This window comes from Salinimicrobium catena, assembly GCF_900102915.1.
Classification (GTDB): Bacteria; Bacteroidota; Bacteroidia; order Flavobacteriales; family Flavobacteriaceae; genus Salinimicrobium; species Salinimicrobium catena.
On record NZ_FNGG01000011.1, the window covers coordinates 38778 to 52337 of the forward strand.

A 13560-nucleotide genomic window follows, 5' to 3' on the forward strand; every position below is an offset into this window, starting at 1 on the left:
GCACCGCTCTTTGGCTTTAATTTTTTCTTAAAGATTGGCGTGTCAGCACCTGTTTTTTGTCATTTTCTTTTCTTTTCCCCGGCTCCTGAGAATGACACCTTTTTAATCCTGAGAAGAAAAAAATGCAAAGTTACTTTGCGTCTTTTTTCTTCTTTTAGAGTCCTGATATAAAACAGAAACAAATGGAAAATTGTTGTATTTATTCAGAAGCCGAAACAAGGAATTTTGATCAGTCTCTTATCCAGAGAGCAGGCAGGCTCAGCCTCGAAGACCGGGTGGTGAAACTATTTAAGAACTTCCCCACCATCAGCATAGAATGGCTGCATTATAAAATGTAAAATTTCAGAACCGGAATAAGGAAAAATTCTCGAAATTAGAACCGGTTTCTTAATTCGTTTCTAATGACAGAACTTAAAAAATATGAGCAGATCTCCGGTTTTTGGGCGAGCTATAAAGACGCCCTTTATAATTACATTCTTAAACTGGTAAAGGATCCCGACACTGCCAATGAGTTGTCGCACGAGGTTTTGATGAAGGTATACGGTGCCTGCTGCTCGGGCAGACCGGTGAGGAACGTCAGGTCATGGCTGTTCCAGATCGCTTACAATACGTGCATGGATCACTTCAATAAAAGCGGCCGCACCGCAAAATTAAAAGAAGATGTGGCCGCAGATGAAGAAGATCTGGTGTACCGGGAGGCTGCGGAATTCGTGAAACCCCTATTACAGCTTCTTCCGAAGAAATATGCAGAACCCCTCGAACTTTCGGACATTGATGGTTTGAAACAGCAGGAGGTGGCCGAGCGACTAGGATTGAGCCATACAGCCGCCAAAACCCGGATCCAGCGGGCGCGAAAATTGCTGAAAGACCAGATCACCGAATGTGTGCACCTGGAGGTGGATAAAGATGGACAGCTAACAGCTTTCCAGGTAAAAGGTTCTTGTGCCGCATTGCAGGCTCATTGCACCAAATGTTGACCTAACTGGAAAGGGTGTTACAAAATAGGTGTAGCCTTAGAAATTGTAGTTCAGGATCAGGTCGATGTGGAACAGGTCTGTTTTATTTAAATAGAAATTTGGGTTATCGGGAAAATGGCTGGAAGCGAACTTTCCTACCAGCAAAAGTTCAGCCTTTAAGTTTTTCCATTTCTCGAAATCAAAGAACAGGTCTAAATTTACTTGCGTATAATCGGGTACCGCATATTTGTTCAGGCGAGGATCCAGTACTGAAGGTTTCCACTGGTGCCCCACGCTTAAAATGCTGCGCACATTGGTACCGATTTCTTCGAGCGGAATATTGGTGTTATAATAGGCCACCAGGGCATGGTTATCAGCCGAACCTTCGCTGCGCTCCCTCTTTTGAAAACTGAACAGGAATTCACGCCCCCATTCCCTGGGAAAGATGAATTGCCCGTGAGGCAAAATGCGGTTATAGGAGAGGGCAAGGGAAGAGCGATCCCATTTATAATTAATGCGGGTACCCAATACATCTGAAGAATTTCCTTCGAAATACCTGAACTCTTCCAAAGCATTACCACCGTCACCTACACGTTCCTGGTGCACCCACTCCATTTCAAGCGAGTACTGCTCGTTGATATACCACTCCGGGTTGAGGTAGGAGGTGTTGAAAACGTTATCAGCATAATAATTCCAGAAGTCAACGTTGAGCTGCTCCAGCAAATTAAAATTGGCGTGGGCGGTGATCAGGAAATCAGAGTGGGTGTTGCCGGCGTATTCAGCCGGTTCTCCAAGCCAGTTCCTTCCCGTGCCGTAGGTGCCAATGCTCTCGCCAATGGAATAAAATCCTCCGGTAGAGCGGGGGGCGATCTCATTAAGGATCCCGGCTTCAAAAAGGGATTTTTCAGCCGGCTTCCAGGAATAGTGAAACCCTTGTACAAAAGTGGGGATCATCCTTCCATCTTCAGGATTGACCAAAGGGGAAACAAACTTCATTCTTCCCAGCCTCCATTCATGTTCCTTCAATTTATAGCGGGCGAAGAGTTCGCCGGCCACGAACAGGAACTTCTCATCCAGGTCCAGCCTATTAAAAAGACCTTCTTCATATCGGCTTCGTTTCCCGGTGATGGGATCTGGAATGGTAAGATCCTGGATCCAGGTGTTGACCGAGGTGTGAACGGCACCGGTTACCGAAAATTGTGGAGTGAACCGATAAGCATATTTTAAATGTCCACCCGTAGCCAGGGCAGTAAAATCCTTCAGCTCCTCTTTGTTGAAGGTGTTCATATAATAATTCCTCCATTGCCCGGTTAGTTTGCCTTTAGGATCCACCTGCAGGCTGTCTTGTGCCAGGAGGGTCAAGGGTAGTAATAAGATTAACAGTAGGGAATTTCTTTTCAGCATTATTTCGATTTCTTGATTCCGTATTCTTCCATATAAAATTCAGCAATAGGCCCGTAAGGTCCGTACTTATGTTGTTCTGCAGAGAAATTATCAGCCCATGGCCCGTATGGCGTTGACATCGGCTTCAGCTTGCGGTCAGGAAAGTCAGCTTCTTTAATTGGTTTCTCGGGCCTGGTAAAGCTATTGATATATCCTGCCACATGATAGGCTTCCTCATCGGTAAGCTTTGGCTCTTCCCAGGTTGCGACCCCAAAAGGCATATTTGCTTTGATGAACTGCGCGGCAGTGATGACCCGGTGCATTCCGGCGCCGTCATTATAAGTATCGTCACCCCACAATGGAGGATAAACCCAGGCACCACCTGAACCGGCTGCGGCAACTCCCTGACCGTTATCCTGATGACACACTGCACATTCTTTGGTGTAGATGGCTTTTCCGCGTTCCAGGTCTACAGCTTCTTCGGGAAGTTCAACGCTTACAAATCCTTTGTACATCTTTTCTTTTTCTTTTGGCAGGTCTTCTCCCAGCCAGGACATATAGGCGACTATGGCCTTCATGGCTTTAGAATCTTCGGGAAGGGCGTTCCCGTTCATACTGCGCTGCATACAGCCGTTGATCCTGTCCTCAATAGTTCCTTCCCGGTTCTCTCTTCCGCGGAACTGAGGAAAACGATCAACCATGCCTACCCAGGAGGCAGAACCGGGTTTGGTACCATAATCAAGATGACAGTTGGTACAGGAAAGGGTATTGCCGGCAAACTGCATTGCAGGGTCTTCAGCATTGGGTCCCATATACCTGGCACTTTCAGCCACCAGGTGATAACCGTATTCCACCATCTCATCCATCTCCCCCGAAGTGAGGGCGGCCTGCACGTCTTTTGGAGCCCATTCTGTTTCGGTTTCAGCTTCGGTTTCTGGAGATATCTCTGCCATTTTCTGTTTTACACTGAACAATGACGGATCTTCAGAATAAAGAAATACCCCCACAAAAAGAAGCACAATAAGCCCAAGAAAAGCGCTGAAGGCATAAAACAATGGGGCTGCAAGCGATCTTATTTCTTTCATATTCAGTAAATTAAATGGTCAATTAACAGCTTCAGTTTTTGCGTGTTAAAAACGAACCGATAAACCTAAAATTTATCTCCGTAACCCTCTGTAACCAATGTTACAGAGTCAGATTTTAAATAATTCTATTTTGGATTTTTTGCAATACTATAAGGTATTGCAGATCCTGATCATAAATAATGACAAAACGCATAATTCAGTTACAATGAAAAAGAGAAAACTTGTATTAGGAAGTCTGCTGTTGGGGCTTTTAATTACCGGCTGTGATTCCTCGAAGAAATCAGCAAACAATTCGACGTCAGCTGCGGAACCTGCCGTGAGGAGCATTTCCATTTTGCATACCAATGACATGCACGGTTCTTATATGCCATTTACGACCACGACCGACAATGCCACTGCTCAAACCGGTGATTCCATAGATAACCTGGTGAGATTTGACCGGGCAGAAGAGATCGGGGGATTTGCCTGGTTAGCCGGGGCGATTAAATCCGTGAGGGAAAAAAGAGGAGAGGACATGGTGATCCTGCTTGATGGTGGTGACACTTTTGGTGATGACCAGCTGGGGAATCTCACCAAAGGAGAGGCCATGATAAAAATGATGAATCTGGTGGATTATGACCTTATGGCCCTTGGAAACCACGACTTTGATTATGGCCTGGAGCAGACCCGCAACCTGGAGCAACTTGCCAACTTTCCCATGCGGGCAGCAAATATAAAAGAAGAGGATACCCATAAACCCATTTTTGGGGAAGCCTACGTCATTATCGAAAAACAAGGTCTTAAAATTGGCCTGCTGCCTTTGAGTTACCGCAATACGCCTCTTACCGGAAATCCTGCGAACATCAAAGGCCTCAGGTTTGAGACAGGGATCAATGCCATAATGGAGCAACTTCCAAAACTTGAAGAGGAAGCAGACATTATAGTGGTGCTTTCGCATGAAGGCATGGCCGTTGACAAGCTTATTGCTGAAGAGGTCGAGGGCGTAGACCTTATTGTGGGAGCGCACAGTCATGATGTGATCTATCCACCCATGAAGATCAATGATACCTACATAGTGCAGGCACTTTCGGACGCTTCGGTATTAGGAGAGACTACAGTGAGCCTTGAGGAAGGTAAAATAAGTAATGTAGAAGCCAACTATCACTATCTGTGGCATGATGAAGTAGAACCCGATCCTGAAGTAAAAGAGCTTATTTCACAGCTAAGGTCAGAGTATCGTTCGAAGCTCGAAGAAAAAGTGACCGTAGCCGATACCATCATTGGCAGGCAGTACAAATCTGAAAGCCCTTTTGATAAGGTAGTGAACAATCTTATGAGAGAGAATTATGATACCGAAGTGGCCTTTATGCCGGGGGTGGGCTATGGAATTTCCCTGCAAGACGAGGTGAAGAGCGAAGATGTTTACAAGCTTTTGCCGCATCCTGCAAAGATCATCACGCTGGAGCTTTCTGGGGAACAGATCAAAGCTACGCTGGAGCAAAGCGCGGCCAATATCAAGCCGAAGGATAAACTGAAGACGGTAGGCGGACTCATCCAAACTTGCGGAATAAGCTATGAGCTGGATTTTAACAAGCCGGTAGGACAGAGAATTTCAGATCTGAAGGTCAACGGGCAGGAAATAGAACCCTCTCGAAGTTACACAGTGGCCACTCACAGCGGAATGCTCAACGGGATCCACAACTATACAGAATTTAAAAAGGGTAAGAACCTTGAAAAGACCGGAAAGCCTCTCAACGAGTTTATAGTGGAACAGCTCAAGAAAAATGAGGTGCTGAGTTTTCCTGAAAATATGGGAGAGGTAATGATCGTTCAATGATCTAAAGAAGGATATTACTAGAAAAAGGCTGTTCTGGAATTCCTGAACAGCCTTTTTTAATCAACCGTATTACACGGTGTAGGGGGAGATCTTAATGAACAGAGCTCATATTGAGTTTTTCTTTGATAGTGTCTTCGTTCTTGCGGTAGTATTTGTACCCCAGGTAACCGGCTCCGGCAACAGCACCCCACTTAAGAAGGCTTCCAGTCCATTGCAGGCCTTTTTTGGCCACCCACAGTTTTGCTACTTTTTCTCCGGCTTCCTTTGCGTTTCTTTTTAAGTCCATTTTTGTTTAGTTTTTTAGATTCCTTTTCAAATTCCGAAAGAATCGCTTCTTTTTGCGTTAAAGCCTTTCCAAATAACATCAGTTTAACTGATTTTCAGAATCTTTTAGAAATGATCAGGCCTTCCCTGTGGGTTTGATCAGCAATTCGTTCACATTTACATTGTCGGGTTGGGTAAGGGCGTAGATCACCGCATCGGCAATATTCTCAGGGCTTAATTTGGGTTCGTTATCTGAGTAATGTTTGTCGCCCAACAATTCCTGATCAGTAATATCATCTCTCAGGTTGGTCGCCACCGTACCGGGTTCAATGGCGGTCACCCTAATGTTGAATTCGGGGGAGAGCTCCATACGCATGGCTCGGGACAGGGCGATCACCGCGGCTTTGGAAGCCCCATACACCGCGCCGCCTTCAAAGATCTCCCGTCCGTCTACAGATGCGATGTTGATAATGTGCCCGTTCTTTTGGGTCTTCATGGCCGGCAGTACCTCATTGATGCACCTTAGCGTCCCTTTTACATTCACTTCAATTGTCTCCAGCCACTCATCAAGATGTCGGTTCTTTAAATAGGTGAGCGGCATCACACCGGCGGAATTTACCAGGATATCCACCTGGCCAAAACGTTCCCAAATATCATGGAAACAGCCGGTAACGCTTTCGGTATTGCTCACGTCCATATCGGCTACCATGGTTTCATTTTTAAGCTCTTCCTGAAGCTCGATCAATTTCTCCACACTACGGCTGGCCAGTACCACTTTACAGCCTTCTGCGGAAAGTCTTTTCGCAATGGCCTTCCCTATTCCGCTGCTGGCGCCGGTCACTACTGCTACTTTATCCTTTATTTTCATTTTGGCGGTTTTGTTTCTATACAATATCGGAGTTTCAGGAGGATTTTCAGAATTCAGCAGCCTAAATAACATCATTTTAACTGCTGATTATGAGAGGTGTAAGCCATTTGCCTGTTAAATCACGTATTTTGTCTAATTTTTAAGGTGGTCTTTAAATAAATATCTGTTTATTAGTAAATTAGATGGTAATTTTTAAAAACTGATCTATGAAAATGTATAAGTTGTTACCCTTTTTAGGGCTGTTGCTAGTATTTGGAGCATGCCAGGACAGGGAAAGAGAAGAAGTGGCTGAAGAAGAAGAAGTAATGGTCGAGGATACCTGGGATTCTGATGAAGCCATGGCCGACTGGCGCGATGCCTGGAACCAGAACGATGCGCAAAGCCTGGAAGCTGCCACGGCCGATGATGTCGTGCTTATGTTCAATGGAAAAGCCCACAGGCAGGACAGTGTAACCTCCTGGATCCAAAACAGCGCTTCCTGGATGAAGAATTTGCGCACCACTTCTGTAATGAAGAAAAAAGGCGAAGACTTCGCTTATGAAACGGGTACCTATACCCATGCGACAACAGAGAACGATACCATGCAAATGGCCGGAACCTATACCGTGATCTGGGAACGCAGTGGGGATCAAAACGAGTGGGCTATAAAATTAATGGATATTACCCCGGAAACGCAGATGGATAGCATGCCGATGCCAAAGCAGGACATGCGGCCAGAATAAGGTTTTACTAACCGCCAAAAAAGAGGCCTTTCGTTATCGAGGGGCCTTTTCTTTTTGATAATTCATATATCAAATACCACGTATTCAAGATTCAAAACCTGATATTCAAGATTTCCAAAACTTTACAATCCTTTCTTTCAGGATTCTCATCACACGCTTATTTTGGAAGTTGGGAGCTTGCTGTTGATATTTCAGGTTTTACGGTCCTAGCGCGACCTTTGCGAGAAAGTCTGCGACAATCAGCATCTCTGTGCACTTAATCAAATTTTCGTGGTCTTTGTGTGAAATACCTGGCACTAATTACATATTATATATGCTGATGAATGTAAGCGTATCTATAAGGCCGTGCACCAGGATGAGGGGCCAAATTCTGCGGCCGTTGAGGATATAAGCTATGCCAAAGACCAGGCCTACAAAACCGGTGATGAGGATGCCCGTGATACCCTGATGCGCGTACACCCCCGCGAAAATGATCGCGCTGGCGAGTACTGCGACCCACAGCGACCATCCCGTCTTTCCCAGAAGCGAATCTAAGGCTCTTATAAGGAATGCCCTGAAGACGAGCTCCTGCAAAAAGGCCGCCGTGATCCACATGGTGAGGGTGCTGGTGATCAAGAGGCTTAGATTGTCTTTTATGGCTAAAACATGACTTACGTTCTGGTGTTTTCCAAAAGTTTCAATTATATCAGGCCTTACCAGTCTTGAGAAGAGAAGAAGGGCTCCAGAGGTGACCAGAGTGATCACGAGCGGCTGCCACCAATTAACAGGTTTTCCAAGGCCAAGGTCGCTCCAGGACCAGTTCATGACCCGCTTATTGAAAAAAACAAGGGAAGCTAAAAAGATATTATTTAAAATGAAGATCCAGTAGCCCATTGTTTTCATGCTCAAGAGGTCTTCTGCATAATAGGTGAAGGTAAGGTAATTTAGGGTAAAGTGTACCGCGAGTAATAACCACAGGGATAGGCCCAGGGTGGTCTTTTGTTCAATATTCAGCTCTTCTGGTTCTACCGGACGGCTTGTAACCTTTTTCATATGTAGGGGGACATTTTGTTTCAATGACTGGTATTTACATCTAAAGACAGTTAATATGTGACAAAGTTACAGAAGTATGAACGTTTACAGTCAATACCTGTCTTTTACTAAAAAGAACTACTTTTTATTTGAAGAATACGAAATTATAAAAATGTCATGGCTTTAAAAATTTTGTGAGACTTCTTTTGAAAAATCTGCTTCTGAGGGCTTTTCCTGCCTGGGGTCAGAGTTATTTTTTTCCTACATAAAAGGTTACGCTCTTAGCTTTAGTAAAAGATTGTCATTTTTAACCTCGATTTCCGGGAATTACATGCTCTGTTTGAGTCTTTTTTTATCTTTACGTGCGGTATTTTTAAAGTCATTTGTAAGGCTAAAAAAACAAATCTAAGTATCTGAAAATAAATAATTTAAAGTATATTTATAGTGTCTGAAAAATCCCCTTTTTCAGATATAAAATTGAAGTTCTTCTACCGCCACTCAGGGCGGAAATATGAAATCCTTCCCCCAAACAGGATCCGGTTTTTCCCCCAAATGGCACCTGCCATTTTAGAAGTTTTCCTTTTTCCATCCCTAAGGAAAAAGTTGTTTCCCCTTTATAAAGAAAAATTGCTCCGTTTTTTACGGACGGGATCGCCCTGGTCTGCTTCGAAATTAAATTACCCACTATTGTTTTGGTGCTCAATAATAACCAAAAACAATTTAGAATTATGAGACTTACTACATTAACGGGGAAATACTTCTCCGCAATTTCGGAACCAAAAGACGGTAAGGCTTTAAAAGGATTGCCTTACACTATGATGGCATTAGTTCTGATCTTCTTTGTCGGAATTAATGGTATGAATGCTCAGGAAACGGTAGAAGATATTTTCGATCTTCCGGCTCCGGAAAGATGCGTTTCTGAAGATCTCCAGGTTGTTGGAGCGACTCTGGATATTGATCCTTGCGGCCCGGCAGACTGTGTGGATGTTGAATACTATGACCTTATTCTAGCTATAGACAATACTACAGGGTCTGAAAGGACTTCCTTTGCATTTTATGCTCGGCTGGAACAGTATAATCCGGATGGAACCCTTGCGGCCACTTATTTTGTAAGTGGATGTAAAGGACCTGTACCTCCCAATCAAATCACCTCGCTCACTTTTGATGAGTCTTTGGAAGTTTTGGATGAAAACGGAGATCCCACCGGTTTTCCGGGCATTCCATATCTCTGTGGAGGCGGTCTGAAACTTGTCAATCTATATGAGGCCTGGACTGATGCTTCAGATAATGAAAACAGGCAGTGTCCGCTTGATGCTTCTAAAATTGCACCTAAGTGTGATGTGCTTCCAATGATCGAGATTCAGACTCCTATAAATGCTTATGTTGAAGATACCACACCTGTGAGCTGCTTCGGTTATGCAGATGGTGCCATAGATATCACCGTTAGTGGAGGAGAAACACCTTATACCTATGTCTGGTCTAAAGTGGGAGGTGGCTTTAGTGCCACAACTCAAGATGTGAGCGGGCTATATGCAGGTACTTACAACGTAACCATTACAGATGCGAATGACTGTCCATTTACTATAGAAGGAATAGTGATCACTCAGCCCACCGAGTTACAGGCAACCCAGGGTACAGTAGTTGCTGCCAGTTGTTACGGTTATGCTGATGGTTCCATTGCTATAAGCGTGGCTGGAGGAACTCCTCCCTATACTTTCGCCTGGACAGGACCTGATGGATATACCGCAATGACAGAAGATATCTCAGGATTAGAAGCCGGTTCCTATTCTGTAACTGTGACCGATGCCAATGATTGTACAGATACTCTTTCTGCAATTCTTGTAGGGGAGCCAGATGAATTGGTGGCCACTTTAGATGAAGCAGTAGATGCCAGTTGTTATGGATACTCTGATGGTTCAATCACTATAGATGTGGTGGGAGGAACTCCTGATTATACCTATGCCTGGACTGGTCCTGATGGCTTTACTGCCTCAACACAGGATATTTCGGGATTAGCAGCCGGTTCTTATTCTGTTACCGTTACCGATGAGAATGATTGTGAAGATACCATCACCGGTATCCTGGTAGGTGAACCAGCCGAACTTGTTGCAACTGTAGCTGCTATTACCGATGCCACCTGCGCAGGATTTGCAAATGGTGCCATAGATATTAGTGTGACAGGCGGAACAGCACCTTATACTTATTTATGGAGCAATGGAGCTACCACTCAGGATATTTCAGGAATTAGTGCGGGATCCTATTCAGTTACCGTGACTGATGCAAATGACTGCGAGGACACCATAAGTGGAATCGAAGTAGACGATCCTTCCAACCTGGAGGCTACTGCGACAACTGTAACAGATGTAAGTTGTTACGGATTTGAAGATGGAGCGATCGATATTACCGTAACCGGAGGAACACCGCCTTATTCTTTTGAATGGAGCAACGGAGCAACAACCGAGGATGTGTCCGGTCTGGATGCTGGTACCTACTGGGTAACTGTTACAGATGACAATGAGTGTGAATATACTTTGAGCGATATCACAGTTGGAGAGCCTACTGAAGTTCCTATGCCTGATGTGCAGGTAGCACCCGCAGATTGCTTCCAGACTTCAGGATCATTCAGTATCGTTAATGCACCGGCAGATTTTGAGTATAGCCTTGATGGAGGAGATTGGTTCTCTTATACAGGAACCATTACAGGAGTTACACCTGGTCCACATAGTTTAGTGGCCAGAGATGCTAATGGATGTGAATCTCAACCACGCAATTTTGATGTTCCTCAGCCATTTGAAACTCCGGCCGCACCAACTTTAGAGGCTGTACAACCAGATTGTGATACTCTTACAGGAGCTATTATTGTTACCTCCTCAACTGTGGGTTATATGTTTAGTATTAATGGCGCTGACTTTGTTGCCTATCCAATGGGCGGATTCACAGGTTTGGCACCCGGTGATTACCAAGTGAGAGTTAGAAGCAATGACGGATGTATCTCTGATATTAGCTACATTACTTTGGAAGAGCCTATCTGTGAGGACTTTGTAGGATGTACCCTTGGTTATTGGAAAAACCATACTGACAGATGGTGTAGTGAGTATCAAACCTGTGATTACTATGGTGATGTTTTCGAAGGTGCACCAGAAGAACTTGCAGGAGAATACTTGATCGACGTGCTCAACATGGGCGGCGGCGGCATCTATAACTTAGGACGCCAATCTGTTGCGGCCCTTCTAAATGCTTGCAGCGAAGAAGTTAATTATGAACTCGCTACTCCTCAGGACGTGATAGATTATGTTACTGCTAACTTTGACAATGCAGGTGAAGCAGGAAGTTATCTGGATATGCTTAACAATACCGGAGAATGTCCTATGGGAGGTTCAAGGGCTACTACTGCACCAAGTCCAGGTTGTGAAGTCAATGGAGCTTCAATGGATGCCTCAGCCGGTATCAGTGTATCGCCTGTTCCATTCAAAGATCAGCTTAATATCAAATACGAATTCGATTATGAGTCAGCAGCCGATATTCATATCTTCGATATGAGAGGAAATCTTGTGAAATCACACAGAGAATCTAACGCCGGAAAAGGTAAGGTGACAACGATCAATGCCGATTTCGTTCGTGGAGAGCAGATGTATATTATTAAAGTAACTACAGATCAAGGTACTTACACCAAGAATGTAGTTTCTGGAAAAAAATAATTTATAAATAACCTTATAAAAGAAAGCAGCCGGAAACGGCTGCTTTTGTTTTTTAACAAATTTCGTTTAGAAATTTTTAGCGTATAATATGCTGTATATCATAAATTTATGTAAATTTAAAACAGTTAAGAGCCGGAGAGGCAGAAGTTTATCTTCTTCTGTAAATCCCGGTAACTCTTTTCACTTCCCTCATAAATTTTAGGCGCCCCCGCCTTTAGATGTTGTTCCTTTTTCCACCCCCGGAGAAAGTTATCCCTTACATGACTATTTTCTTTGAACTCCCCCGCAGTCTTCGCCCGGATCTGCAATGAAATTATTCTCCTTTTGTTCTGGTTTTTTATTAACCAAAACATTATTAATTATGAAAGAATTTACGATCAGGGGAAGTTCAAAACAACCAACCTTCAGCTTAGGTGAAAATTCGGGAATAAAAACTACTTTTTTCCTAATATGTATGATTATGTGGTTATTACCATTTACAACTGCAGCTCAGAATGGAGCACCCGACATGACGGTCCAAGAAAAATTTGATTTACCTGACCCAGCCCGTTGCACCTCGAATGATCTGGATATCATTAGTGCAGATCTTGATTTGGAAACCTGTGATTGTGATGAAGCAGGACCAACAATTGAAGCAGGTCTAACGCTAGGAGTTCGCAATAATACGGAATCATTGAGGACTTCTTTTGCTTTTTGGGCTGCCTTAACTGTCACGGATCCTAAGGATGTTAACGACCCTAATGATGATACTAAAACATACTATTTAGTTGAAGGCTGCGAAGCTGAAATTCTACCGGGGAGTATGTATGGGCCTGGAACGAACAATCCTGACAATCCGCCAAGGACAAAACTTGCCAACTTTGAAGAGTACTTCAGGATTTATATTTGGAATGGCAGTAGTTACCAATTAATGATTGAGCGTGATGAGAATGGTAATCCGGTATTAGATGAAGACCAGCTAGTAATTCCTATTGAGGAAATACCTTATGACTGCGGAACTAGCCTTGAATTAACCAATATTTATCAAGCTTGGACCGATGCTTCTACAAATGAAAGCCGGCAGTGTCCTTTGGATCCCACAAAAATCAATCCTAAATGTGGAATCATCCCGGTTTTGGCTGTTGGAGTTGGTCTTAGTGCAAGTGCTTCAACTACAGACGTTAGTTGTTACGGCGAATCTGATGGATCTATTGAAATTACATTCAGTGGAGGAGAAGCTCCTTATTACTTAGACTCTGGTGATGGAAATGGATTTAGTTCTACTCCAATTGATCTTACAGATGAGCAGGGAGAACCACTTGATCCTCCTTATAAGGTAACTATATCCAACCTATCTGGGAGTGCTTCAGGAATTGAATATACATGGAGAATTAAAGATTCTTCTAAAGAGCCATGTATACAGGATGACACCGTACAAATATTGGAGCCAGATGCTTTGAGTTTATCCATTTTGGGCACCAGCATTTCTTGTTATGGTTCTTCTGATGGTTATCTTTCCTTGAATCCTAACGCAGATCCTGAGAACAGTGCTTTCACTCAGTATGATCTTTACAAGGTAGACGGTGATCCTGATAGTCTTGCCGAGATATTAGATGGTAGCGGAGATGATGATTTAGTAACTTCTGATATTACGGAGACTGATGGTGTATTTGCACCTGCATTAGGAGAAGGGAAATACCTGATATTAGGCAGTAAAGCCTCTCCTTATCAGACCGGAGTAGATTGTTATGCTTTGAGTAATGCTGTTGAGATCCAGG

The 13560-nt window shown here is 43.9% G+C and carries 11 protein-coding genes; 6 read left to right on the forward strand and 5 right to left on the reverse strand.

The genetic code is table 11. The annotated features are described in order from the left end of the window. Window positions 1-182 precede the first annotated feature (182 nt). Together BLS64_RS15250 and BLS64_RS13930 are read left to right on the forward strand one after the other, a co-directional pair. Window positions 183-338 (forward strand): hypothetical protein, encoded by a 156-nt coding sequence (locus BLS64_RS15250; protein ID WP_176763483.1) that lies wholly within the window; start codon window positions 183-185, stop codon window positions 336-338. Window positions 339-401: 63 nt separating this feature from the next. After that, window positions 402-977 carry a sigma-70 family RNA polymerase sigma factor gene (locus BLS64_RS13930; protein ID WP_093114317.1) on the forward strand — a complete coding sequence of 192 codons (576 nt, stop codon included), beginning with the start codon at window positions 402-404 and terminating at the stop codon, window positions 975-977. A 36-nt stretch (window positions 978-1013) separates the two neighbouring features. Here the strand turns inward: BLS64_RS13930 and BLS64_RS13935 are convergent, their stop codons facing one another. After that, window positions 1014-2360, reverse strand: coding sequence for an OprD family outer membrane porin (locus BLS64_RS13935; RefSeq protein ID WP_093114319.1), 1347 nt, complete (start codon window positions 2358-2360; stop codon window positions 1014-1016). Then, window positions 2360-3424 carry a c-type cytochrome gene (locus BLS64_RS13940; protein ID WP_245693482.1) on the reverse strand — a complete coding sequence of 355 codons (1065 nt, stop codon included), beginning with the start codon at window positions 3422-3424 and terminating at the stop codon, window positions 2360-2362. Before BLS64_RS13940 ends, BLS64_RS13935 begins: the two co-directional genes overlap by 1 nt. 205 nt (window positions 3425-3629) lie before the next feature. On the opposite strand from BLS64_RS13940, the gene BLS64_RS13945 reads away from it, so the two are divergent. Then, window positions 3630-5240 (forward strand): bifunctional metallophosphatase/5'-nucleotidase, encoded by a 1611-nt coding sequence (locus tag BLS64_RS13945; protein WP_093114336.1) that lies wholly within the window; start codon window positions 3630-3632, stop codon window positions 5238-5240. 91 nt (window positions 5241-5331) lie between these two features. Here the strand turns inward: BLS64_RS13945 and BLS64_RS13950 are convergent, their stop codons facing one another. Both BLS64_RS13950 and BLS64_RS13955 read right to left on the reverse strand, forming a co-directional pair. After that, window positions 5332-5526 carry a hypothetical protein gene (locus BLS64_RS13950; RefSeq protein WP_093114321.1) on the reverse strand — a complete coding sequence of 65 codons (195 nt, stop codon included), beginning with the start codon at window positions 5524-5526 and terminating at the stop codon, window positions 5332-5334. Between the two features lie 114 nt (window positions 5527-5640). After that, window positions 5641-6372 carry an SDR family oxidoreductase gene (locus BLS64_RS13955; protein WP_093114337.1) on the reverse strand — a complete coding sequence of 244 codons (732 nt, stop codon included), beginning with the start codon at window positions 6370-6372 and terminating at the stop codon, window positions 5641-5643. Window positions 6373-6578: 206 nt separating this feature from the next. Between BLS64_RS13955 and BLS64_RS13960 the strand changes: the two genes are divergently transcribed. Beyond that, window positions 6579-7094: a YybH family protein gene (locus tag BLS64_RS13960; protein WP_093114322.1), complete on the forward strand. Its 516-nt coding sequence runs from the start codon at window positions 6579-6581 to the stop codon at window positions 7092-7094. Window positions 7095-7394: 300 nt separating this feature from the next. Here BLS64_RS13960 and BLS64_RS13965 read toward each other — a convergent pair whose 3' ends face one another. Then, entirely contained in the window at window positions 7395-8126 is a 732-nt protein-coding gene (locus tag BLS64_RS13965; protein WP_093114324.1) for a CPBP family intramembrane glutamic endopeptidase, read from the reverse strand. Between the two features lie 707 nt (window positions 8127-8833). Between BLS64_RS13965 and BLS64_RS13975 the strand changes: the two genes are divergently transcribed. Then, the gene (locus tag BLS64_RS13975; protein WP_093114327.1) at window positions 8834-11803 is read left to right on the forward strand and encodes a T9SS type A sorting domain-containing protein; all 2970 of its coding nucleotides are present in this window, start codon (window positions 8834-8836) and stop codon (window positions 11801-11803) included. Between the two features lie 361 nt (window positions 11804-12164). Further along, window positions 12165-13560, forward strand: a 1396-nt coding sequence (locus tag BLS64_RS13985; RefSeq protein WP_176763484.1) for a SprB repeat-containing protein, incomplete at its 3' end; no start/stop codon positions are given.

Coding starts and splice junctions, on each gene's coding strand:
- BLS64_RS15250 (WP_176763483.1), top strand. CDS start 183: ATGGAAAATTGTTGTATTTATTCAGAAGCCGAAACAAGGAATTTTGAT.
- BLS64_RS13930 (WP_093114317.1), top strand. CDS start 402: ATGACAGAACTTAAAAAATATGAGCAGATCTCCGGTTTTTGGGCGAGC.
- BLS64_RS13935 (WP_093114319.1), bottom strand. CDS start 2,360: ATGCTGAAAAGAAATTCCCTACTGTTAATCTTATTACTACCCTTGACC.
- BLS64_RS13940 (WP_245693482.1), bottom strand. CDS start 3,424: ATGAAAGAAATAAGATCGCTTGCAGCCCCATTGTTTTATGCCTTCAGC.
- BLS64_RS13945 (WP_093114336.1), top strand. CDS start 3,630: ATGAAAAAGAGAAAACTTGTATTAGGAAGTCTGCTGTTGGGGCTTTTA.
- BLS64_RS13950 (WP_093114321.1), bottom strand. CDS start 5,526: ATGGACTTAAAAAGAAACGCAAAGGAAGCCGGAGAAAAAGTAGCAAAA.
- BLS64_RS13955 (WP_093114337.1), bottom strand. CDS start 6,372: ATGAAAATAAAGGATAAAGTAGCAGTAGTGACCGGCGCCAGCAGCGGA.
- BLS64_RS13960 (WP_093114322.1), top strand. CDS start 6,579: ATGAAAATGTATAAGTTGTTACCCTTTTTAGGGCTGTTGCTAGTATTT.
- BLS64_RS13965 (WP_093114324.1), bottom strand. CDS start 8,126: ATGAAAAAGGTTACAAGCCGTCCGGTAGAACCAGAAGAGCTGAATATT.
- BLS64_RS13975 (WP_093114327.1), top strand. CDS start 8,834: ATGAGACTTACTACATTAACGGGGAAATACTTCTCCGCAATTTCGGAA.